A 24,536-nucleotide genomic window follows, 5' to 3' on the forward strand; every position below is an offset into this window, starting at 1 on the left:
AGATATTGTTAGCAGATAGAGGGTACTGGCAATGAGAGTTTGCTGAAAAAAATGAAAGAAAAGATGAAGTTATATGTAAGACCTAGTGGAAGAAAAGGGAAAGAATTTATGGGAAGAGAAATAAAAAGGTTGACATATAGCAAAAGATGGGAAATAGAATGGTACATAGAAAGGCAAAATAGAGGATAAAGATGAGAGGAATGAATGAAAGGAAGCTAAAGGCACAGATTACATATATGTTACTAGGGCAGCAGTTAACAATATTAATAGACACACTCTCTGTTCATCCTAAGATGATTAGATTGATTGAAAATAATTTTTACATTGGTCAAGGTATATTTTTAATGAAAGATATTTGTTGACAGTGGTGATATTTATTTTTTATTTCTAATAAAAATTTTTAATTTTATCATATATGTTTAGGAAAATTTCTACAATATTTGGGTCAAACTTTTTCCCATTAAGTTCTTTTATATATTTTAAAACCTTTTCTTCTGGCCAAGCCTTTCTATATACCCTATCAGTTGATAAAGCATCGTATAAATCTACGAGTGCGACAATTCGGGCTTCAAGTGGTATTTCTTCACCTTTTAATCCTTTTGGATAACCACTTCCATCCCAGTTTTCATGGTGATAAAGGGCAATGTTGGCTGCCATTTTGAATAGTGGGTTGTCAACTGTGCTTAAGATTTTATAACCAATAATTGTATGCTGTTTCATAATTTCCCATTCATTATCTTCGAGTTTAGTGGGTTTATTTAATATAGCATCAGGTATTCCTATTTTTCCAATATCATGCAACATTGCTGATGTGGATATAAACTCTAACTTTTGGTTTTTAAATCCCAATTCTTTTGCTATCACTTTAGTTATTAATCCTACACGTTTTACATGTTCGCCAGTTTCAAATGATCTTGTTTCTGTTGTTTCAGAAAGTATATATATAATTTGGTACAGGTTATCAATTAGTTCTTTAGAAAGGATATTGTTTTCAATGCTTAAGATTTGCTTTGATAAAGTCAAATTCAGTATGTTTTTGTATGCATTACTTAGTTGATTGTCAAATTTAATTGTGTATTTTATTCTTTTTTCTTTTTCTAACTTTATACAAAATCCAACTTCGTTGTTTGATTTCCATAGAGTTTTGTCGATAATGTCACATTCATCGCCATTATCTGAATAGTCTAATACAGAATGTTCAATATTTATATTCATAGATAAAATGTTTTTTATTTTTTCAAAAAATAGGTTTAAATCATCTAAATTGTGAAAATTTATATTTGCAAATTCTTCTAATATCTCTCTTTGATTATATAGTTCTAGAAGATCTGAATACTCTCTCAATTTTGAAATTACGAGTGTAAAAAGTGCATTACTTGAAAATTCGCTTTTTTCTCTATAGTCATTAATATCATATTTTAGTATTATCTCTCTTGGAGGAGCAACTCCAGGCTGGCCTGTTCTGACAACAATTCTCATGAGTCTGTTTTTTAAAGTTTCTCTAATAAATTGTATAAGTTTAAAACCGTCATCTTTATTTCCCATTACAATATCTACAATTGCAAGTGCAACATCTTTTTCATTTTTTAATATTTCTTTTGCTTGATCTAGGGAATATGCGTTAATCATTTCTAGCTTTTTTCCTTTAAATTCAATATCTTTAAGTATTATAGATGTTAATGTATGAACGTCTGGTTCATCATCAACAATTAGTATTTTCCATTTATCCATTGTTTTCCTCCTTCAAAGGAATTATTATGATAAATGTTGTTCCTTTTCCTTTATTACTTTTTACTTCAATATGCCCTTTTAGTAGTTTAACAACCAATTGATGAACTATACTTAAACCAAGGCCAGTTCCCTTTTCTTTGTTGGTAGTAAAGAAAGGATCAAAAATCTTTCTTTGAATTTTTTCATCAATTCCCACACCGTTGTCACTTACTATTATCTTTAAATGTTTTTTATTTACTTCTGCAGATATTGAAATTATTTTTTCACTCTTTTCATCTTTGAATGCATGATCAACTGTATTACTAATTAAGTTCATTAAAATTTGTGCTATGGCCCCAGGGTTTGAAAAAATATTTTTATCATCAACATCAATTATTGTTTTTATATTATTCTTTTTCAGATTTAAAGATAAAGTATCAACAATATCTTCCACCAATTCTTTAATGTTAAATTTTGAAAAGTTATCTGATACTTCATGGATGGCAGTTTTTTTAAGTGAGCTTATTATTTCAGCTATTTTTTGAGAGTTTTTAATTATTATCTTTGAAAGTTGTTTTAAAGTTTCTTTATCAGTTCTATTACTTTCTAAAATATTTTCAATTTCAGTTGAAGCTGTAAAAATTATTCCTATTGGTGTATTTATATCATGTGCAATATTTAACATTAACTTTCCAAGAGCAGCCATTTTCTCAGAAATAATTAGAGATTCTTGAGTTTGTTCGAGTTCTCTAATAGTTTGTTCAAGCTCTTCATTTGCTTCTGAAAGTTCTTCGTTTAATTCAAGTAATTTTTGTGTTTTTTCAGCATTTTTAAAGTACAGAGAGGTTATAACCATGAATGATAGAGATATAAAAAGTATGTAAAAGAATATTGAGATAACTCTAGTAAGAGAAACATAAAAATATATAGAGCCAATGATTATGTTCTCAAAGAAGGCAGTTTTAGAATATCTTATAGAAAATATTTTCTTTTTCCCTTTTTCTAAAAGTAAATTACCGTTTTGATCAAATATCTCTATGTGGCAAAATTCTTTATCTTTTAGAATGATAACTGACAACATATTAAGACCATCAGTATCTAGCAGCCAAAGTGGATATTCAATACCACTTGAATAAACTTCAATTTTTTGTGAAATGTCTTTTTGCCAATAAGATAAATATATGAAGAAAGATATAAATGAAAACACAATTATTAGAGAATATATAATTTTTTTATTTAGCATTTTATTCCTCCCATTGTAAATTGTACTTTTCATAAACTTTTTTATATGTTCCATCTTTTCTAAATCTTTCTAATAATTTTGTAATTTGCTCAGATAAAAACTTACCAAAATACGTTTTTGAAAAACCAACATAATACTCTTGTTCTTTAATTGTCTTTGAGTACTCAACGTCCATATTATACTTATTTGCATAAAATAGTCCCACATAAAGGTTTGTTATAAATAAATCAATCCTTTTTTGTGAAAGAAAAATCATACCTCGCTCATCTGAATCAACTGGTACTTTTTTGTAAGGTGATTTGAAAAACTCTTTAGGATATGCATAACCTTTTATGTATCCAGCAATATTCCTATTTGGATTACCTTTTAGAAAGAAATATACATCTTTTCCATGACTAATTGGAATTTCGGTAAAGTATAAATATTGCTTTCTATCTTCTGTTTTTAGCAGAGTTAAAACAATATCTGATGATTTTGATTTCATTAATTGAAGGCATCTGCTCCATGGGTATTTGTATGTAACTAATTTTAGCCCCATCTCATTTAAAGCAAGATTTAAAATTTCATAGTCAATTCCCTGCCATTTTCCATTTTCATAGTATTCGTAAGGTGGCCAATTTATAGTTACAAGTTCTACTATATTTCCTGGGATTATTCCATAATATCCGTCAAACAATTTTTCAAATTCGTTTGATTTAAAAAGTTCTTTTAAAACATTGTCGAAAATATCAACAACGTTATCATCAACGTTTTTTGAAAAAGCAATGTATTGTCTATATTTTTCGTTTTTAATATTTATTAATTTTAAAGAATCATAGTATATACTTTGATAATATCCAAGTAAAAAAGAGTTATATGATAAAAAGTCTATTTTTTCTTTTAATAAACTTTCTATTGCTTTTGAGACACCGTCGAATTTGACAAATTTTGCATCTTTGAAATATATTTTAGATAATTCTTCGGTTTTTGAATTTGATATAACTCCAATATTTTTGTTGTGGAAATTTTCTGTATCGTTATTTTCTTTTTTGGCAAGTAGAGCAAGCTGTACACTCCAAAGTGGATAATTTGTAAATTTAAATTTTTCTAATCTTTCTTCATTTTTTGCAAGGCCTATAAATATTTGAATTTCATCTTTTTCGAGGGCTGAGAGAATCTCGGAGAGGTTTTTGGGGTGGGTTGATTTATATTCAATATTGATATCGTACATTTTTAATCTTTCGTTCAAAATTTTGATAAATTTGTGAGATATTCCATTTAGTTTTCCATTTTCATCAAAAAACTTTACGTTGTCTTGTGGATAAGTATACAAAGTTAGAGAGAAACTGAGTATGTTATATATAATAATAATGAATAAGAATATTAATTTTTTCATGCTTTCACCTCATATTAATTATAGCACTTTTGAAAAAAATAAGAAAACATTACATAATATTAAAATAACAAATTAATTTTTGAGAAATTATAGAATTTTGCTTAGAAATTTTTTAATATCATCTTGAAGTTGCTTTTTATTAATTTCTAATTTATTTTTCAAAACTTTGTCAATATTTTCAAGGTATTTGTCGGCGGTACTTTCCCAAGTATATTTTCTAGATAATTTAATAAATTGCGTGCTGTTGTATTTAGTTAAGGCAATATACAATTTGTTTGCAATATCATCAACATTTTCAGGATCAAATAGTAGTTCCTTATTATCAGATAAAATTTCAACGGGACCGCCATATTTTGTTGCTGCAACGACTAATCCACAAGCGGCTGCTTCAATAATAGCCAGTCCGAATGGTTCATAGTGTGACGGTAAGGTAAAAACCGAATTGCGTTTTGCAGCAACTCTATATAGAGAAGCAAGTCTTTTTTGATCGGAAATATTCAAGAAAAATATACTATTTCCGATTTCTTTTTTACCTTCATTAATTATTTCCCTTAAGATTTCTGATTCTTCGCTATCTTTTTCATTTACAAATTTAATGACATCATCTATTGCTCTTACTACAATAATTAAATTTGCATTTTCTTTTAAATCTTTGTTTTTTAAAAATGCTCGGACAACTGCTATATGATTTTTCTTTCTATCGATCCTACTAGATAAAATTATAAATGGTAGTTTTTGTCTTTCTTTTGGAGCACTTGAAAAAACATTGTTTAAATAATTTTCTATTATTTCATCTTCTTTATGAGGTTTGAAATTAAATATTTTGGAGTTAATTCCAGGAGGAATTACTTTAAATTTATCACTGTTTGGATCAGCATTGTACAATTTATGCGAATATTGCACATATCTTTCATGAGAGGTGCTACAAACAACAAAAGATGAAAATTTTATCGCAAGATTTTCTGCAAGTATTCTTACGGAGAATTTAAATTTTCTTTCAAGTTCTTCTTTAGAAAATCCTTCATTTAACATTTTTTCAAGTTTCCATGCTCCTAATGAATGCCCCGTAAATGAAAATGGAATGTCCGTTTTTTCTAAAAACAAAACACCACTTATTCCTCCATCACCATAATGGGTTGTAACAAAATCTGGAAAACTTCCTTCTTTTTTGTAGAGGCTGTAAATTCCCTCGACATATTCGGGAAGATATTTCCAAAGCTTTTCTTTATTTAAGAACTTTTTTCCACCAAATGGTATTCTAACTATTCTCAAATTAGGAGAATCTGGATAGTAATCAAAAGGCTCCGAAAATTCAGGCCATTTTTCATCTATTATTTGTCTTGTTATAATATCAACTTGGATTCCTTTTGAAGCTATTGCTTTTGCAAGCTCTTTTACGTATACTAGTTGACCTCCAAAGTCTGGATGCTCAGTTAGATGACTATCATTTTTATCAAAATTTCCTTGAGGATTGAAAAAAGCAATTTTTTTCATCGACATCACTCCCATATTTTATTACTTAACTCTACATCAGCACCAACAAACTTAAGAATATGAGCTGAAACTTTACTCCCCATTTTACAGGACTCTACAAAGTTCTTTCCATTTAATATTCCATAGTACATACCAGCCCAGAAACCATCACCAGCACCAGTTGCATCAACAACTTTTTTTGCATTACTTGGAATGTGTAATGTATTTTTTCCATCAGAAACATATGCACCAAATTTTCCAGCAGTTAATGCAATGTTTTTAACGCCCAAGGCATGAAATTTATCTATGTAATATTTTATTGTATCTTCAAGAGAATAATCTTTTTCGCCAAATATGGCTACTGCATCATCAAGTGAGGGTTTGCAAAAGTTAGTATGTTTCAAAATAAATTTTACTTTTTCTATATCTATTTTATCGCATTTGAAAATTTTATCCCTGCAATTTGGATCAAAACCGATTAAGATTCTATTTTTAATAGCCTCACCTAAAATTGAAACGATTTTTTTAAATAAGCCATTGTATGAAATAGTCCAACAACTTAAATGGAGTATTTTAATTCCATTAAATATATCATTATTAGGCAGATTAATAAATCTATCGGCACCTCTTAAAACAAAAAAATCTGGAGTATCTTTTGTTTTTTGAACGAAAACAAGAGTTGTTCCGTATTCTTTATCTATTTGAATGTAACTTGTATCTACACCTTTTTGTCTTAGTTTATTTATAATCCTTTTTCCGATAATATCGTTTCCAACTCTAGATAATATTCGAGCTTTAACTCCTAATTGTGAAAGATAAGAGGCTATATTACCTGGTGATCCGCCAACTTTCATTTCAAAATGCTTTGCTGTGTCAAGTGGTTCTTCAGCAATCATATCTGCAAGTAATTCGCCAACAAACAATATCATTTTTGTTCCTCCTATATTTATATATTAGTATTATTATACAACAGGACTATAGCTCTTTTGAAAAATTAGGTGTATAAAAAATCAGCAGCCTAAAAAGGCTGCTGATCTTAAAGTTATTTTTAACTGTTTAATCGTTGTATACTAATTTTCCTTCAATAAATACCTTTTCTGCTCTGGCTTTAAAATCAAATGGGTGAGTGTTCCAGATAACTATATCTGCATCTTTTCCTTCTTCAATTGAGCCTACTCTATCGTCAATTTTTAATATCTTAGCAGGATTTATTGTAAGCATTTTTAATAGATCTTCTTCTTTTGCACCATATCTTAATGCTGTTGCAGCTTGAATGTTAGCATGTTCAAGGTGTATTACTGGGTGATCACACATTAAAGCTGCAAGAATTCCTTTTTCATTAATAATTTTAATTGCCTCGTATGTCATATCGGTTAATTCAAGCTTTGTTCTAAAACCAAATAATGGACCCAAAACAACGGGAATTTTCTTTTTCTTTAGAAAATCAGCAATTTTATAACCTTCTGTAGCGTGCTCAATTACTAAGTCAAAATTAAATTCTTCAGCAATCCTGATGGCTGTAACAATATCATCTGCTCTATGAGCATGACATCTAGCTGGAATTTCCTTCTTTAAAACTTTTACACCAATCTCAAGAGTAAAATCAATTGGTGTTTTAGGATCTTCTTGCCTTCTTCTCATATAATCTTTTACCTTTGTAAAGTATTCTCTAATAACCGCTGCAACACCAAGCCTTGTCATTGGAGTTTTGTTTTGAGAACCATAAACTCTTTTTGGATTTTCACCAAAAGCCATTTTAAGCCCCGCTGGTTGCCTTATAACCATTTCATCAACAATATCGGACTTGAATTTGAGAATAAATCCCTGGCCACCAATTGGATTTGCACTGCCTGGTACAACCATCACAGTTGTTACACCGCCGGACAAAGCTCTCTTTATTGCCTTATCACCAGGATAAAATGCATCTAAAGCTCTTACGTGAGGTGTAAGTGGATTTGAATATTCGTTTCCGTCTTGGTAATAAAATTCACCTACTCCTTCTTCAAAAACACCTATATGTGAGTGTGCATCAATAAATCCTGGGAAGATGTATTTGCCAGTTGCATCAATAACCTCTGCTCCTTTTTCTTCGATGTTTTCTCCAATTTTTTTAATTTTTCCATTTTCAATTAAAATATCCCCTTTAAATGGACTTTTTGTAATTGGATAAATTGTTCCGTTTTTTATCAATATCATACCATTCACCCCCTGCAAAGTAAATTATAACATATAGTTCGTATTTCAAACAAATAACCCCCCTCAATTTTTGAGGGGGGTTATCTCTATTATTGGTTATTAAGCCATTTTTTCTTTTTCTTGCGCAAGTCTTGGAGTTTCTTCTATTTGAATGTTTGCAAACATATCAAGACCTGTTCCTGCTGGTATCAATTGTCCGACAATGACGTTTTCTTTTAAACCAAGTAATAGATCTTCTGCTCCTTCAATAGCTGCTTCGGTAAGAACTTGTGGTGTTTGTTGGAAACTTGCTGCACTTAGCCAGCCAACACGTTCAAGTGATGCCTTGGTAATTCTGAGCAATCTTCTTCTGTATTTAATTGGTTCTTTTGGAAGAATTTGATATGTAACAATTTCTCCCTCACCGTTTTTCACTACTAGGTCTTTAATTCCAAGTTTTATAGCTTTTTCTAAAATTTCTTCTGTTACCTCTTCCCCTTCTTTTGCAATTTCTACTATTTGTCCGTTTTCATCTTCTGCGATCAGATGGTGATGTAGTTCTTTTCCTAGAACACGTTTTCTGTTTGAATCAACTTGTACGTTAGATTCTAGAATTTCTTTATTAATCCTTTTTACTGTTTCAAGTCTTACCAAATCACCGGGTAGATAATCAGTATCACCTGGATCTACTACTTCAACTTTATCAAGCATCTGTTTTATTATTATTTCAAAGTGTTTATCGTGAATATCAACACCTTGTTCTACGTAAACTTTCTTGATTTCCTTTAATAGGTACAATGCAGTGGCATCAACATCGAGTGTTTCAAGAATCTTTCTTGGTCTAATTGCACCAGTTGATAATGATTGTCCTGGAAGTACCTTTTGTCCCTTATTAACTGCAACTTTAACTTTAATCGGAATTTCGTATTCATGAATGTCGCCAGCTTCATCTTCTATGTAAACTTTCTTTCGACCAGTTTCATCTTCAACTATATCTTTTACATAGCCCTTTACTCTTGAGAAGACGCCTTCAGGTTCTTTAAGTTTCTTTCTTGCTTCAAACAATTCTTCGGCTCTTGGAAGACCTTGGGTAATGTCTGCCGTTGTTGCGATACCACCTGTGTGGAATGTTCTCATTGTTAGCTGCGTACCTGGTTCACCAATTGATTGTGCAGCAACAACACCTACTGATTCGCCAACACCAACTATCTGGTGATTTGAAAGGTCCATACCGTAACATTTTGAACATACGCCGTGCTCTGCTTCACAAGTAAGAACCGATCTAACTATGATTTCTGGTCTTACTTGTACTGATTCTACATTATTTTCTTCAAGGATTTTTGCGGTTGTAACTTCGACTAATTCCTCATCAACAACAAGTTGTTTGGAATCTTTACTGCTTAATACTGTCTCAACTGATACTTTTCCAACGACTGGATATATCTTTACTTTCAACTTTGAAAGTCCTGCAGACGTTGCTTTTCTAATTATATCCCAGTTTACTTCTGTACCAACTTCGTAGTGTACGTCATTATATACGAAATCTTCTGCAAGTTCGCAATAGCTTTCTGGAAGTTCGGGACTACTTAGATCAATTTCGCCTTCAGTTACTACTGGAATTCTTACAGAATAATTTCCTAAGAACTTGGCATCATCATCATCGATTATAGTATCTCTTGTATATTGCTTGCCTGTTTCGGGATTTACAAGAACATTATTTGTTTTTGGATCAAATACATCTTTTGCAAGGACCCTACCGAATAAGAAGTCTTCAAGTTTTTCAACAGTTAAACCATCGCTGCTCTTTAGAACAGTTGCTCTAACACCGTTGTGTGTGCCACAGTCGGTTGTTGTAACAACTACAGATTGTGCAACATCTACAAGTCTTCTTGTAAGGTATCCAGCAGAGCTTGTTCTAAGTGCGGTATCTGCCGAACCTTTTCTTGCACCGTGTGTACTGATAAAGAATTCAAGCACTGATAATCCTTCTCTAAAGTTTGAAATAATTGGGATTTCAATAGTTCTTCCAGATGGGTCAGCCATTAGACCGCGCATACCTGCAAGTTGTTTTAGCTGGTCTTTATTACCCCTAGCACCGGAATCAACCATTATGTAAATTGGGTTAAATGGATCTTTTCCTATATATTCAAATGTTGCATCTTGAACTTTTTCAGTAGCATCAGCCCATATTTTAATAGTTTCTCTGTATCTTTCTTCATCTGATAAGAATCCTTCTGCAAATAATTCTTCTATTTCACTAACTTTTGCTTTTGCTTGTTCAATAATTTTCTCTCTTTCAGGAGAGATATAAAAGTCTGTAATACTTACAGTCAATCCTGAGATCGTAGCATAGTGGAAACCAAGATCTTTTATGTCGTCAAGAAGGTCGGCTGTTCTGTCAACACCGTATTTTTTGAATGTATTGTAAACTAGGTCTTTAATTGCACCTTTGCCATATGTTTTGTTGTAATCTTTAAATTCGTCTGGAACTATACCTGCAAAGATTAATCTTCCGTATGTAGTTTTGATTACTTTATCATCAACTTTTACAAGAATTGGGTCGTGAAGTTTTATATATCCAAATTCATATGCTAGTCCTGCCTCTTCTATTGAAGAGAATTTCCATTTTATATCTTTTTCCTTTACGCTATCAAAGTTTTTATCCACCATTGTTAAATAGTAAACGCCTGCAACTATATCTTTACCTGGCATGGAAATTGGCTTTCCGTGTGCAGGTGATATTATATTGTACCTTGAAAGCATTAAGAACTTTGCTTCAGCTTGTGCAGCAGCAGAAAGTGGCACGTGAACTGCCATTTGGTCACCGTCAAAGTCCGCGTTAAATGGAGGACAGACTAATGGATGAAGCTGTATTGCGTTACCTTCAATAAGTCTTGGCTCAAATGCCTGAAGCGACATCCTGTGCAATGTAGGAGCTCTGTTTAAAAGAACTGGATGTCCTTTTATTATTTCTTCAAGTACTTCATATGCTTGTGGCAATTCTTTTTCAATTATTGCCTTTTTCATCTTTCTTGCTGTTTTGCTTGTTTCATCGTCTTTATTCAAAAGCTCTGCAAGAACAAATGGCTTGAATAATTCCATAGCCATTTTCTTTGGAAGACCACATTCGTGAATTTTAAGATGAGGACCAACAACAATAACTGCACGACCAGAGTAATCAACACGTTTACCAAGTAAGTTTCTTCTAAACCTTCCTTTTTTACCTTTTAAAAGGTCGGTTAATGATTTTAATGGTCTTCCATTTCTATCTGTGACTGCTTTACCCATTCTTCCGTTGTATATTAAGCTGTCAACAGCTTCTTGGAGCATTCTCTTTTCATTCTTTATTATTATCTCTGGTGAGTTCATTTCATATAGCTTTTTGAGCCTATTGTTTCTGTTAATAACACGTCTGTAGAGGTCATTAAGGTCGGTTGTTGCAAATCTTCCACCTTCAACCTGTATCATTGGTCTTATGTCAGGTGGAACAACAGGTATTGCTTCAAGAACCATCCATTCTGGTTTTGTTTCGCTTTTTAGAAGATCTTTAACTATTTTTAGTCTTCTTAGTAATTTTTTGGCTCTACCACTGCTTTTTGAAACTTTTTTGAGTTCTGCTTCAATTTCTGCCTTTAGTTTTTCAAGGTCTAAGTTTTGAAGTAACTTTTTAATTGCGGCAGCACCTGAATCTGCTTCAATCTTTTCTCCATAGAGAACTCTATATGCCCAATATTGGTCATCGGTTATAATATCACCAATTTTTAAGCCTGTTTCAACGGATACTTCATCGTCAATTTTTGTGATGACAACGATTGGCCTATCATTTTCTACTTCAGATTCTGCAGTAAACATTGCAGGATAATGTTCTTCAAATATCTTAAATTCGTCAATTGTTAGATATTCATCCTCAAATAAGAATCTGTCGGCAATTACGTCTCCTTCATTAATTTCTTGTCCGTCTTCTACATATATCAATGCACCTTCAAAGAGTGGATAATGTTTTTCTTCTACAACATTTTCTACGAATAAAGTTCCATTTTTGAGCACTTCATATTTTCCATCTTCTCTTGGCCTTACATTGAGATCTTTACCAAAGCTTATAGTACCACTTACAGATGCTACAACTGCTGGAAGTACTGTTCCATTTGTTAATTGGTCGCCTTTCTTTACCTTAGCACCGTTTGAAACGGTAGGTTTAACTCCATATGGTAAAGAAAATGTAACAGGAATATCTTTGCTTGTTGAAAGTGGTCTTACGGTAATTGATTCTGATATTTCATCTATTTCAACTGTTCCATCGAATGGAGCATATATTGGATCAATTTGCATTTCTGAGACTATTTCATCACCTTGATTTACTTTATCACCATTTTTAACATTTAAAATCATTCCGGTGTATAATCTATGTTCTGCCCTTGATATTTTTCTTACATCTACCCAGGTTATTTCCCTGTCTGTATGAGTTTTTTCGTGTCTAATTTTTACTTCACCTGAGATAGAAGAAGTGACAGGAGTTGAAGGAGATTTAATTATAACTCCGGGAACTACCTCAAAGTCTAATTTTTGACTGTATATCTCATATTCTGTTTGATATAATTGTGAACCTTTTATAAAGTCTGTATTTTTTGGATCTGTCACAATCAATATTTTTTCAATGATTCTTTTTCCACCATAGTAAACAACATTTTCAAGTTCCTTTGCAGGTATTCCAAGAAGAGAAGATAAAATACTTGGACTGCTTTTTAGATACCAAACATGTACAACAGGTGCAACTAAGTCTATATGCCCCATTCTTCTTCTTCTAGCTTCTTTCGACTCTACCCTTACTCCACATCTTTCACAAACTGTTCCTTCATATTTTTTGCCTTTATATTTTCCACAAGCACATTCGTAGTCCTTTGTAGGACCGAATATTTTTTCACAGAAGAGACCATCTTTTTCAGGTTTGAATGTTCTATAGTTGATGGTTTCAGGCTTTTTTACCTCGCCGCTTGACCAACTTCTAATTACCTCGGGTGAGGCAACTTTGACAGTAACTTTTGCAATTTTTCTCTTAAAAGTTGAACCCATCATTTTCCCTCCTTATGGGGCATTATAACTTTTCAATGTCTATTTCGTTTCCTTCACTATCATAAACTCTGACGTCTAGTGCGATTCCTCTTAGTTCTCTTACAAGTACTTTGAAACTTTCTGGAAGACCAGGTTCTGGAATATTTTTACCTTTCATTATTGCCTTGTAAACTTCATTTCTTCCCATTATATCGTCACTCTTTACTGTAAGCATTTCATTCAATGTATGTGCGGCACCATATGCTTCAAGCGCCCAAACTTCCATTTCTCCAAACCTTTGACCACCAAATTGTGCTTTACCGCCCAATGGTTGTTGGTGAATTAATGAGTAAGGTCCAGTTGATCTAGCATGTATTTTATCTCTTGCTATGTGAATTAGCTTCATTACGTACATATAACCGACAAGTATTGGGTGATCAAACTCAAGACCCGTTCTACCATCCCTTAAAGTAACTTTTCCAGTTGGATTGTTTTCATCATCTCCAACTTCAAGTCCAAGTTTCTTTCTTGCTTTATAAAGTTCAGGGAGAATGTCTTTTTCTTTTGCACCATCAAATACAGGTGTTGCAAACCATTTATTTGTGAGCATTGCAAGCCATCCTAAACTTGTTTCAAGAATTTGACCTACGTTCATACGAGATGGAACACCCAGTGGACTTAATACAACTTGAACAGGAGTTCCATCTGGTAAAAATGGCATATCTTCTTTTGGAAGTATCTTTGATACAACACCTTTGTTACCGTGTCTTCCTGCAAGTTTATCTCCAACTTCAAGTGGTTTTCTTATTGCAACATAAACCCTTATTAATTTATTGACTCCTGGGCCAAGGTCTCCATCTTTTTCCTTATCAAATACGTGCACTGCAATGACTCTTCCTTCAATACCATGTGGAACTCTTAGTGATGAATCTTTTACTTCTTTACCTTTTTCACCAAAGACTGATCTAATGATTTTTTCTTCTGGAGTTGTATCACTTTCGCTCTTTGGTGTAACCTTACCAACTAATATATCCGTTTCTTGTACATATGCACCGATTCTTATAATTCCATCTTCATCTAAGTTTCTTAATTTTTCTTTACTTACATTTGGAATATCAGGTGTAATTTCTTCAGGACCAAGTCTTGTATCTCTTGCTGTTGTTTCATACACTTCTATGTGAACTGAAGTGTATGTTTCTTTTTCAAGAAGTTCTTCGCTTATAAGAATAGCATCTTCAAAGTTATAACCTTCCCAAGGTACAAATGCAACAAGGACATTCTTACCAAGAGCAAGTTCTCCCATATCCGTTGCAGGACCATCTGCTATTGGATCATCTTTTTTTACAACTTCTCCTACATTAACAATAGGTCTTTGATTTATACATGTATCTTGGTTTGTTCTTGTAAATTTGAGTAGTTCGTATGTATCAAGAACTGGATTTCCCATTGAATCGTACATTTCTTTTCCATTTTCATCTATTCTATGAATTATTATTTTATTAGCATCTACTTTTTTAACAATACCATCGTGTTTTGCTAAGACAAGTGTACCAGAGTATTTTGCAGCTTCCCATTCCATTCCTGTTCCAACCCTTGGAGCTTCTGTTTCTATTAGTGGAACACCTTGTCTTTGCATGTTTGACCCCATGAGAGCCCTGTTAGCATCGTCGTGTTCCAAGAATGGAATTAGTGATGTAGAGACACTGACAATTTGGTTTGGTGCAACATCTAAAAATTGAACATCGTATTTACTAACATACAATACCTTTTCTTCATATCTGACTGTAACATTTTCTGGGATAATATTTCCTTCTTCATCAACGGGAGTTGTTGATGGAGCTATTTTGTAATTTTCTTCTTCATCTGCTGTAAGGTAAACAATTTCGTCTGTTACTTTTCCTTTTACTACTTTTACATAAGGTGTTATCAAAAATCCATATTTATCAATTGTTGAATATACTGAAAGTGATGTAATAAGACCTATATTTGCACCTTCAGGTGTTTCAATTGGACACATTCTTCCATAGTGTGAGTGGTGAACGTCACGAACTTCAAATCTTGCGCGTTCTCTTTTTAATCCACCAGGACCAACTGCTGTAAGCCTTCTCTTGTGTGTAAGTTCTGCAAGAGGATTTGTTTGATCCATAAATTGTGAAAGAGGATTTGTTGCAAAGAATGAATTTATAGTTGCGATAATTGATCTAACATTAATAAGACTTTGAACTGATATTTTATCAAGGGAAGTATATGTAGCAAGTTTTTCTTGGATCATGAAAACAGCTTTTGAAAATGCTCTTTCAAATTCAATTCTGATAAGTTCTCCAACGGTTCTAACCCTTTTGTTCCCAAGGTGGTCTTTTGTATCCATTGTTCCTGGGTGTTTATCTATTTCAATTAAATTTCTTGATGCAAGGACAATATCCATAGGGGTTAAAACATTGGAAGTTTCTGTATATTTAACTCCTTCTACTTCTTCGGGTGATTTACCTTCTACATCAATCAAGTATTTTCTATATGCTTCTTCGAGTCTGTTATTCATTTTAAAACGACCAACTTCAGAAAGTTCGAATCTTTCTTCATTAAAGTAAAGATTATTTAAGAATATTTTTGCAGCATTTATTCTTGGAAGTTCACCAGGTCTTAATTTTCTAAAGATTTCAATATATGCTCTATTTTCTTCTACGTCATCTCCATATGTATGTTTAAGTTTTTCTAAGGTATTTACAGCATATCTGTGAGCTACTTTAATCTTTTCAATTTCAGAATTTGCAAGTTTTTCAATTAATCCTTGAGTTATAACATCACCACGTTTTGCTATTAATTCACCACTTTTTGTTTTAACATCTTCAAGTACGACAAGTCCTTCAGAATGCATTAATGTGTATTCGTCATCGACATCAATCCATTGTGGGAAGAGTGATAAAAGCTTTAAGTCATCACTATATCCTAGTGCCTTGAGCAGTAAGAAAAGATTAACTCTTCTTTTTCTGTCAATTCTTGCATAAAATACTTCATCGTTAAGGTTTAACAATATTTCAAGCCAAGCTCCCCTTACAGGCAAGAAATGAGCGACATAAATCGGACGAGTTCCACTTGTTTTTCTTGGCTCTTCCACAAAATATATACCAGGGCTTCTTACAAGTTGGTTTACAACAACTCTTTCAGCACCGTTGATTATAAATGTTGTTCTTGGAGTCATGTATGGTAAATACCCCAAGAAAGCTTCTTCTTCTATCATTTCATTCGTGCTGTTATCGGTAATACGAACTGTTGTATATACTGGAACTGTGTAAGTTAAAAGCCTTTCTTTACATTCTTGAACAGTATTTTGTGGTTCACCAACACGTACAGAAACAAACTCAAGGGAAAATCCCTTTTCCTTTCTCAAATCTGATTTGGAAGATGTTATAGGGGAGAACTTTTTAAGTACTTTTAGTATCCCATTCTCGAGGAAATCCTGGTAAGATTTTGTTTGAATTTCCACGAGGTTGGGAACTGGGATAGGTGCCTGGACCCTTCCAAAAGAAAAACGGGTCCTTTTTCCACTTTTAATCTCTTTCATCCTATCACCTCAGTTAGAAAAATTTAGGGGGGAATATTACACCAATTATATATTAAAACACAAAAAAACCCCATACACAACACTGTGTACGGGGTTGATACAAAATCTTTTCTTTTTAGAAACTTATGTTACTATTATTTAAGCTCTACTTCTGCACCAGCTGCTTCCAATTTTTTCTTGATTTCTTCTGCTTCTTCTTTTGCTGCGCCTTGTTTTACAACAGCATCTGGTGTTCCTGCTTTTTCTACGAGATCTTTTGCTTCTTTAAGTCCAAGTCCTGTAATTTCTCTTACGACTTTGATAACTTCAATTTTCTTTGCACCGAAGCTCTTGAGAACTACATCAAATTCTGTTTTTTCTTCTGCTGCTGCAGCACCACCTGCTGCTGCTCCTGCCATTGGCATTGCCATAACTGGTGCGGATGCACTTACTCCAAATTTGTCTTCTAACATTTTTACGAGTTCAGCAAGTTCTGCTACTGTCAATTGTTCAATTGCGCTAACGATTTCTTCTAATGTCATACATATACACCTCCTAAAATAAAATTATTCTGATTTTTTATCCTTAATAGCATTAAGAGCATAAAGTAAGCTCTTGAGTGTACCAGATAATACGTTGACAAGTCCTCTGATAGGTCCTTGTACACCACTGACAACCATAGCAAGAAGTTGTTCTTTGGATGGGAGCTTGGATAGATTTTCAACTTCATCAGCGCTAAAGAATTTGCCGTCAAGGTAAAGACCTTTGAATGAAGGAATTCCTTTCATTTCTTTAGAGAAATCATAGATAATTTTTATTGCTTCGATTGGATCTCCGTCTTCAACGTAAAGAATTGCAAGTGGACCAGCAAAAACATCTTCGATTTCTTCTACGTTGTAACCTGCCTCTTTTAGTGCAAGATATGCGACACTATTTTTAATTACTCTATATCTTGCACCATCGGCAAGTTTTTCTCTAAGTTTTTTTCTTAGGTCTGTAATCTGTGCAACGTTAAGTCCTTTGTAGTCAGAAAAAAGAATTAAAGATGAATTTTTAAAAACTTCTGATAATTCTTTAACTAATTGTTCCTTTTGTGCTCTAGTCAGCAATTTCTCCACCTCCTACAAAAAAATAAACCTCGGATTTCCGAGGCAACAACAAATGGGAAAATGATATTTCCCATTCTGCCTCGGGCAGGCGGCATACGCCTTTATTTGACCTGCCGTCTTCAGCATCGACTAAATTTTACCATACATTTGTAATTTTACAAGTTTATGTTATGTAAACAATGTGTAAATAGTTTTGTTAAGGGAGAACTTTAGAATTTGAATTTAATTTACAATTTTAATCTGCTTAAATTTAAAAATGACCATAATAGTAATCTTTTATTTTCGCCTGAAAAATGTTTATCTATTGTTTTTATTACAAAATCTTTATTTATATAATTATAAAATTCTGTATTGTTGGGTTTATTTAAGAATTTTATTAGGTAATCTTTTCCTTTTGCTCTGTACCAAGAAGCATCAGGAGAGCTAAAACCTTGCTTTTTTCTTTCTATTATTTCGTTAGGAATAAATTTTTTCATAACTTTTCGTAGAATATTTTTCCCGATATTTGTCTCAAAATATTTGTCTTTTTTCTTTATTTCATTTTCGTCTATTTTCTGATATTCTTCATAATTTTTTAGTTTGTACTCTAATGGAATTTTTGTTGCAAAATCAACTAAATCATTGTCCAGAAATGGAACTCTAGTTTCTAGTGAATGTGCCATGCTTATTTTATCTTCAATAATTAAAAGGCCATGCAAAAATGTTTTTAATTCAAAATATAGAGATGCATTTATGAGATCTTTGTTTGTTTTTATAGGAAAATCATATTCTTTAAAAACATATTTAAAAGCTTCATAAGCATTATACTTTGGAATCTTTTTCTTTATTTCATCAGTGTATAGTAAGTTTTTTTCGTCGTCTTTTACAAGTCTTTGCCAATAATTATAGTAAGAATCTATAAACTCATCTTTACTTTTTTTACCAAGAGCATGGTAATACCTCCATGGATAGCCAGCAAATAATTCATCTCCTCCAGCACCACTTAAAACAACTTTTACAAACTTAGAGGCCAGATTTGCAATGTAATAATTTGAATAAGACATTCCTAGCCTTGGATAATCTAAATGATAAACTAGATTATCTATAACTTCATATAGATCTCCTTCATGTAAGACAACTTCATATTGTTCTGTTTTATATGTATTGGATATCATTTCAGCGTACTGTCTTTCGTCAAAACCAGCTTCAAAGCCAGCGACAGAAGTCATATCATACCCACATGTGAACGTTTTTAATCGTTTTAAGCTTCTTGAGGCTATTGCTACAATAGAACCGGAGTCCATACCACCACTTAAATAGGCTCCTACAGGGACATCACTTATTAGTTGCCTCTTGACAGCTTGAATAAATAATCTTTCTAATTCTTCTTTAGCTTCATTTTCTGAAATTTGCAGTTCATCGTGCAAATTAAAATCCCAATATTTATATTGTTCAAAAAATATTTCATTTTTTCCAGATTTAACTATTGCATAATGTCCGGGCTTTAATATTTTTATGCCTTCATATAAAGTTCTATCTGTAAAAATATTTTGAAAAGACATGTATTCATCAAGGGCAAGTAAGTCTATTTCTTTTTTAATAAAATTCCACTGAAATAAAGCTTTTATTTCAGAGGCAAATAATAATTTTGCATTATCTAATTTATAGTATAATGGTTTAATTCCATATCTATCTCTAGCTAAGTAAAGTACGCTGTCATTTTTATCATATATTGCAAAAGCAAACATACCATTTAATTTGTCTAATATTTTGATGTTATATTCTATAAATCCGTTTAATACTACTTCAGTATCTGTATTTGAGTAAAATATGTATCCTTTTGATTGTAATTCACTTTTTAATTCCAAATAATTATATATCTCACCATTGTAAGTAATAACATATCTTCCATCTTTAGATATCATTGGTTGATGACCGTGATATGAAAGATCAAGAATAGATAACCTTCTATGTCCAAGACCAACGTTTTTATGGGTATATACTCCATAATCATCAGGACCTCTGTGAACAATAGCGTCTGTCATTCTTTTAATGTCTTGAGGTGAAACAGAATTATTTTCGTTAAGGAAAGCACCAACTATTCCACACATATTATTTCACCATCAATTTAGATAATTTAGAATAAATTATTTTGTATTTTTCGGTATTTACCACTTTTTTATTGGCTTTTTCAAGTTTGTTAGCTTCTTCAAACTTTTTTCTGAGCCTTAATGAAAATATTTTTTTTGCAATAAGTTCAATATTATCTCCAAGATTAATTCCATTTGATATTTCAAAATCTAGCCTTTCGTAATCTTTTTTTTCTAATAAAAGGTCGGTTATTTTAGAGTAATAATTACTTGCAAATTGTTTATTTTTAATTACTGAATCAAATTCAGATAACCATTTTTGATTAAATATAAAAGGTATTTTTTCGTTATCCAGTAGAAGTTGATATAAATCTTTGTACAACTTAGCAATCTTGTCGGCTGAAAAGTTTTCGATTACGTATTTTCTCTTTTCATTAATAGTTGATGAATAATTATTGATTAGATATTCAATTTTTTCTTCCAATTCTTGTTCAGAATAAACGGAATGTATAGGTGCGAATAATTTTGGATCACCATTTATAAATTCTGATTCATGAATAGTAGAAATAACTTCCCTTCCAAAGTACAAACTTTCTAAAGAAAATAACCCTATGGAAAAATTGATTTGATCAATGGCAATTCCCTTTCCAGAGTATATTTTTTTGGCCTCTTCATGTTTTAAATTTGTAATAAGTTTAAATTCTATTTTAGGATATTTTCGTTTTAGTTTATCAAACACTTTTAATACATATTTTGAACCTTTAATAAATTTGTTTGAAGGAGCGTGAATTATGCTAAAGTTATTATTATATTCTGTGATTTGATAGCTTTCTGGATCAAAAGGAATAGGTATCATAATTCCGTAAGGAGCATGGTTAAGTTGTTCACTATCTCCATGAACAATTGCATCGCTATATTTTGAAAATTCCCATATTTTAAAGTACTGATTATAAGTATTTAAAGGTGGATAAGGTAAATTTTTTTCTCCTTCGAATTTAAGCTGGTAGTAAACAAACTTTGAATTATTTCTTACATCAGAACCCCATGAGCTTACAACAATTTTCTTTCCTAAGTTTTTGAAATATTCTAATTCCCAGTACGGATTTTTTTCAGGGTATGCATTCCAACCTCCAAAAGAGGTTCCATATGTTAATGTATCAAAAAAATGATAATGAATGATATCAAATTTTTTGAAAAAGTCTATATTTTCAGAAAAGAATTTTTTTACGATTTTATTTCTTTCAGGAAGTGGATATTTATCTAAATTTAGATTGATATCGCCTTTAAAATCTAACCAGGTTTTAAAGTATGAAATGACTTTTGAGTTAATCCCTAATTTTTGTAAATATTTAGATATAACAACTGAATTGTTAGCAATTACAACTGGACAGTGCAGAACAGAAATCATAACTATCACCTACTGATTAGTAGAAAGTTTTGAAAGGTTTTATCTTGTCATTTCCTAATTTTTCTATGTTTTCTAATAACATTAGTTTCTGATCGCCTGTAATTACTCCTAACTTTCCATTAAAAATTACGATAGTTCCTGGCTTTCCATAGAAAATTGTATTGGTCATGGAAGCTTTCCAAATTATAATTTTAGAATTTTCGAAATAGGTAAATGCACCAGGATAGGGTTTTGATTGTGCTCTAATAAAATTATAGCATTTCTTGATTGGCCAATTCCAATTAATTTTACCGTCATCAGGTTTTCTTTGTAAACAATATGTAGCATCTTTCTCATTTTGAATTTTAAGATTTAAATCTAAGTCGTTTTTTACTGAAAAAATAAATTTTTCTATCATTTCAAGATCAAGAACGCTAATTTTTTCTATAATATCTGATATATAGTCTTTTTCATTTATTTCTAGCTTTTTTTGATCAAATATTGGTCCATTATCAATACCATTTGCAAGTTTAAATAGAGTTGTTCCTACAACTTTTTCATCATTAATAACTGCCCATACTAATGGAGAACCACCTCTATATTTTGGTAAAAGGGAGTGATGTAAACCAAAAAATCCCATTGGGACCATTTTTAATATACGTTCTGGGATTATTTTATACCATCCAACTACTAGAGCTAAATCAGGCTTTTTTAAATTTATTATTTTTTCTATTTCAGGATTACCTCCTATAAATACGGGAATTTTTAAATTTTCTCCAATTTTTATTATGTTGTTTTTTCTACTTCTCATATCATTTTCATCGTTAATTGTTACTATTCCACAAAGGCTTTCTGGTGATTTATTAGCTATTAATTTAAGAGTTTTTTCTCCAATTTCTTTACTGCCAATAAATAATATTTTTTTCATTTTTCACCTCATCACTTGAATTTTTTTAGTTTTTAAATTGAAAAATTCAGAAGAGTTTTTACATGGTTAAATTAAAAACTGAATATTTTTTTCCACCCTTTTTTTAAATTAGTTATTACATAACTTAATTCATATTCTGTCATCTCAAAATACATCGGTAGAGATATAGTTAATTTATCGGCTTTATAAGAGTTAATAAAGTCATAATCATTTAATTTGTATTTATTTTTATAGTAACCTAATGTGTGTGACGCATGAGTGCCTTGTCGTGTTGCAATACCTAAATCTTCTAATTCACCCATTAATTTATTTCTTTTTTCACTTGCTTCTTCAATACTCATTTTTAACACGTCATTATCTATTCTACATACAAATGATTGCCAGCCATGTTCGTAATTTTTTGGAACAAATGGTAAGACAAACCCTTTAAGATCTTTTAGTTCTTCAAGATATATTTTTGCTATTTCTTTTTTTCTGTTTAATATTAAATCTAGCTTTTTCATTTGATGAATTCCTATTGCTCCTTGAATATCTGTCATCCTATAATTATAACCTAACAAATTGAATTCAGGTAGCAAATACCCTTTTTTTAAATGTCTTTGTAAATCAGATAATGTTGCACCATGGGATCGTAACGCCTCTATTAATTCTGCTTCCTTAAGATTATTAGTAACTATCATTCCGCCTTCACCGGTTGTAATAGATTTTCTAGGATGAAAACTAAAAGCACACATGTTGCCGAAATTTCCAACATGTACATTATTAATCCTTGCGCCTACAGCACAGGCGCCATCTTCTAAAATTTTTAAATTGTATTTAGTTGCTATCTTGTTTAATTCTATTATATCCGAAGCTAGTCCAAATTGATGAACGGTTAAAATTGTAGTTAATATATTTCCCGTTTTTTTATTTACAAGATTGTTATTTTTAAAAATATAATTTTTCTCTATAATCTCCTCTACTTTTCTTGGATCTAAGTTATAAGTTTTTAAATCTATGTCACAAAATATAGGGGTGGCTTTCGTATATTCTACAGAATTTGGAGTAGCAATATATGTAAAAGAAGGAACTATTACGTCTTGACCTTTTTCTACTCCTAATACAGTTAATCCTAGATGCAAAGCTGTAGTACATGAAGAAGTAGCTTTTGCATACTTGACACCAGTGTATTTTGAAAATAATTCTTCGAATTTTTTTACCTTTGGTCCTTGAACTAACCATCCGCTATCTAGAGTTTCTTTAATTTCATTATATTCATCTTCTGAGAAATATGGTTTAGTAATAGGGATTTTCACGTTATATCTTCCTTTCTTTTTTATCTTTTTTTCTCCATTCAATTAAACTTTTTAAACCTTCTTCTAATTCAATGGTTGCTTTAAATCCTAAATCTTTTTCAGCCTTTTCAGTTGAACCAATTCTATGAGTTACAAATGTTTTCCCTTGAGGAACATATTTTATTTTACCTTTAAAGTTAGTAAGTTTAATTAGCATTTCAGCTAAATCTTTAATTGATGTTCCTTTTCCTGTACCAATGTTATAGAAACCGCTTGTAACATCGGCTTTTAATGCTGCAATGTTAGCTTTTGCAACATCTCTAACGTGTATGAAATCGTACGTTTGTGAACCATCACCATAAATTTCAGGCTGTTCTCCAGCGTCTATTTTGTCAAGCATTTTCATTATTACTGAAACATAAGCACCGTTATAATCTTGTCTAGGTCCATAAACATTCATATATCTTAAACCAACGTAATTTAAACCATACCTCTTGTGAAAAGCGTGTAACATCTGTTCACCAGCAATTTTTGTTGCACCATAAAAGGTTTCATTGTTAAATGGATGAGTTTCTTTCATTGGGATTTCTAATGCATTTCCATATACTGAAGCAGATGATGAAAAAACTAATTTTTTTACATTGTTGTTTTTGCAAGCTTCGATAACGTTGAAAGTACCAGCTATATTTGTTTCAAAAGCAGCTCTTGGGAAATCATAGCATTGTAATAACCATAGAGCAGCTAAGTGAAAAACATAATCTATACCTTTCATTGCTGAATTTAAAATGTCAATATCTCTAATATCTCCACCGTATTCGTATATTTTACATCTAGGATCTTTTAAAGCTTCATTTAGATTTTTCATTTTTCCCCTTACAAAATTATCATAAATAATGACTTCTTTTACGTCTTCTTTTAATAACTCCTCTACAACATGAGAACCTATAAAACCTGCCCCACCAATTACTAAAACTCTAGAGTTTTTTAGTTCAAACATAAGATCCCTCCTATGTAAATAATTCAAAAAGTAGTATTAGTAAATTTCTGATTTTTTCGATACAAATAATATTGCTTTTATTTATTCAATATATACTTTGTTGATGCAAATCTATTTGACAATAATCTGTTTTATTTATTTCATTTTTGTAAAATTACACTTTATAGTTCTTTATTTTTTTATTGTTATCCTAGAAAAAAACTTAA

At 31.5% G+C, this 24,536-nt stretch carries 17 protein-coding genes; 2 read left to right on the forward strand and 15 right to left on the reverse strand.

What is annotated here, in order from left to right:
* Positions 1 to 51: 51 nt before the first annotated feature.
* The gene (locus OB7_RS09870; protein ID WP_237697481.1) at positions 52 to 189 is read left to right on the forward strand and encodes a hypothetical protein; all 138 of its coding nucleotides are present in this window, start codon (positions 52 to 54) and stop codon (positions 187 to 189) included.
* Positions 190 to 191: 2 nt separating this feature from the next.
* Positions 192 to 362: a hypothetical protein gene (locus OB7_RS09875; RefSeq protein WP_170128462.1), complete on the forward strand. Its 171-nt coding sequence runs from the start codon at positions 192 to 194 to the stop codon at positions 360 to 362.
* 25 nt (positions 363 to 387) lie between these two features.
* On the opposite strand, the gene OB7_RS09460 is transcribed toward OB7_RS09875, so the two are convergent.
* From OB7_RS09460 to OB7_RS09530, 15 genes are all read right to left on the reverse strand, one after another.
* Positions 388 to 1,731, reverse strand: a complete 1,344-nt coding sequence (locus tag OB7_RS09460; protein WP_114703153.1) for an HD domain-containing phosphohydrolase — start codon at positions 1,729 to 1,731, stop codon at positions 388 to 390.
* Positions 1,724 to 2,953, reverse strand: coding sequence for a sensor histidine kinase (locus OB7_RS09465; RefSeq protein WP_249031079.1), 1,230 nt, complete (start codon positions 2,951 to 2,953; stop codon positions 1,724 to 1,726). The genes OB7_RS09460 and OB7_RS09465 overlap by 8 nt, the downstream gene beginning before the upstream one ends.
* A gap of 1 nt (position 2,954) precedes the next feature.
* The gene (locus OB7_RS09470; protein WP_004101692.1) at positions 2,955 to 4,328 is read right to left on the reverse strand and encodes a substrate-binding periplasmic protein; all 1,374 of its coding nucleotides are present in this window, start codon (positions 4,326 to 4,328) and stop codon (positions 2,955 to 2,957) included.
* A gap of 87 nt (positions 4,329 to 4,415) precedes the next feature.
* Entirely contained in the window at positions 4,416 to 5,822 is a 1,407-nt protein-coding gene (locus tag OB7_RS09475; RefSeq protein WP_114703154.1) for a glycosyltransferase, read from the reverse strand.
* Positions 5,823 to 5,827: 5 nt separating this feature from the next.
* A complete protein-coding gene (locus tag OB7_RS09480) occupies positions 5,828 to 6,730 on the reverse strand; it encodes a carbohydrate kinase family protein (RefSeq protein WP_012580160.1) in 903 nt (300 codons plus the stop codon).
* 127 nt (positions 6,731 to 6,857) lie between these two features.
* A complete protein-coding gene (locus tag OB7_RS09485) occupies positions 6,858 to 7,997 on the reverse strand; it encodes an amidohydrolase (RefSeq protein ID WP_114703155.1) in 1,140 nt (379 codons plus the stop codon).
* A 99-nt stretch (positions 7,998 to 8,096) separates the two neighbouring features.
* A complete protein-coding gene (locus tag OB7_RS09490; protein ID WP_114703156.1) occupies positions 8,097 to 13,049 on the reverse strand; it encodes a DNA-directed RNA polymerase subunit beta' in 4,953 nt (1,650 codons plus the stop codon).
* Between the two features lie 19 nt (positions 13,050 to 13,068).
* Complete coding sequence (gene rpoB, locus OB7_RS09495; RefSeq protein WP_114703157.1) at positions 13,069 to 16,587, reverse strand: DNA-directed RNA polymerase subunit beta; 3,519 nt, start codon at positions 16,585 to 16,587, stop codon at positions 13,069 to 13,071.
* Positions 16,588 to 16,721: 134 nt separating this feature from the next.
* Positions 16,722 to 17,108 (reverse strand): 50S ribosomal protein L7/L12, encoded by a 387-nt coding sequence (rplL, locus tag OB7_RS09500; protein WP_114703158.1) that lies wholly within the window; start codon positions 17,106 to 17,108, stop codon positions 16,722 to 16,724.
* A 24-nt stretch (positions 17,109 to 17,132) separates the two neighbouring features.
* Entirely contained in the window at positions 17,133 to 17,675 is a 543-nt protein-coding gene (gene rplJ / locus OB7_RS09505; RefSeq protein ID WP_114703159.1) for a 50S ribosomal protein L10, read from the reverse strand.
* A gap of 227 nt (positions 17,676 to 17,902) precedes the next feature.
* Positions 17,903 to 19,765, reverse strand: coding sequence for an asparagine synthase (glutamine-hydrolyzing) (gene asnB, locus OB7_RS09510; protein ID WP_114703160.1), 1,863 nt, complete (start codon positions 19,763 to 19,765; stop codon positions 17,903 to 17,905).
* Position 19,766: 1 nt separating this feature from the next.
* Entirely contained in the window at positions 19,767 to 21,152 is a 1,386-nt protein-coding gene (locus tag OB7_RS09515) for a glycosyltransferase family protein (RefSeq protein WP_114703161.1), read from the reverse strand.
* A gap of 16 nt (positions 21,153 to 21,168) precedes the next feature.
* A complete protein-coding gene (locus tag OB7_RS09520) occupies positions 21,169 to 22,059 on the reverse strand; it encodes a methionyl-tRNA formyltransferase (RefSeq protein ID WP_114703162.1) in 891 nt (296 codons plus the stop codon).
* Between the two features lie 71 nt (positions 22,060 to 22,130).
* Entirely contained in the window at positions 22,131 to 23,354 is a 1,224-nt protein-coding gene (locus tag OB7_RS09525) for a DegT/DnrJ/EryC1/StrS family aminotransferase (protein WP_114703165.1), read from the reverse strand.
* A gap of 1 nt (position 23,355) precedes the next feature.
* The gene (locus OB7_RS09530; RefSeq protein ID WP_114703163.1) at positions 23,356 to 24,330 is read right to left on the reverse strand and encodes an NAD-dependent epimerase/dehydratase family protein; all 975 of its coding nucleotides are present in this window, start codon (positions 24,328 to 24,330) and stop codon (positions 23,356 to 23,358) included.
* Positions 24,331 to 24,536: the final 206 nt, after the last annotated feature.

The organism is Thermosipho africanus Ob7, from assembly GCF_003351105.1.
Classification (GTDB): Bacteria; Thermotogota; Thermotogae; order Thermotogales; family Fervidobacteriaceae; genus Thermosipho; species Thermosipho africanus.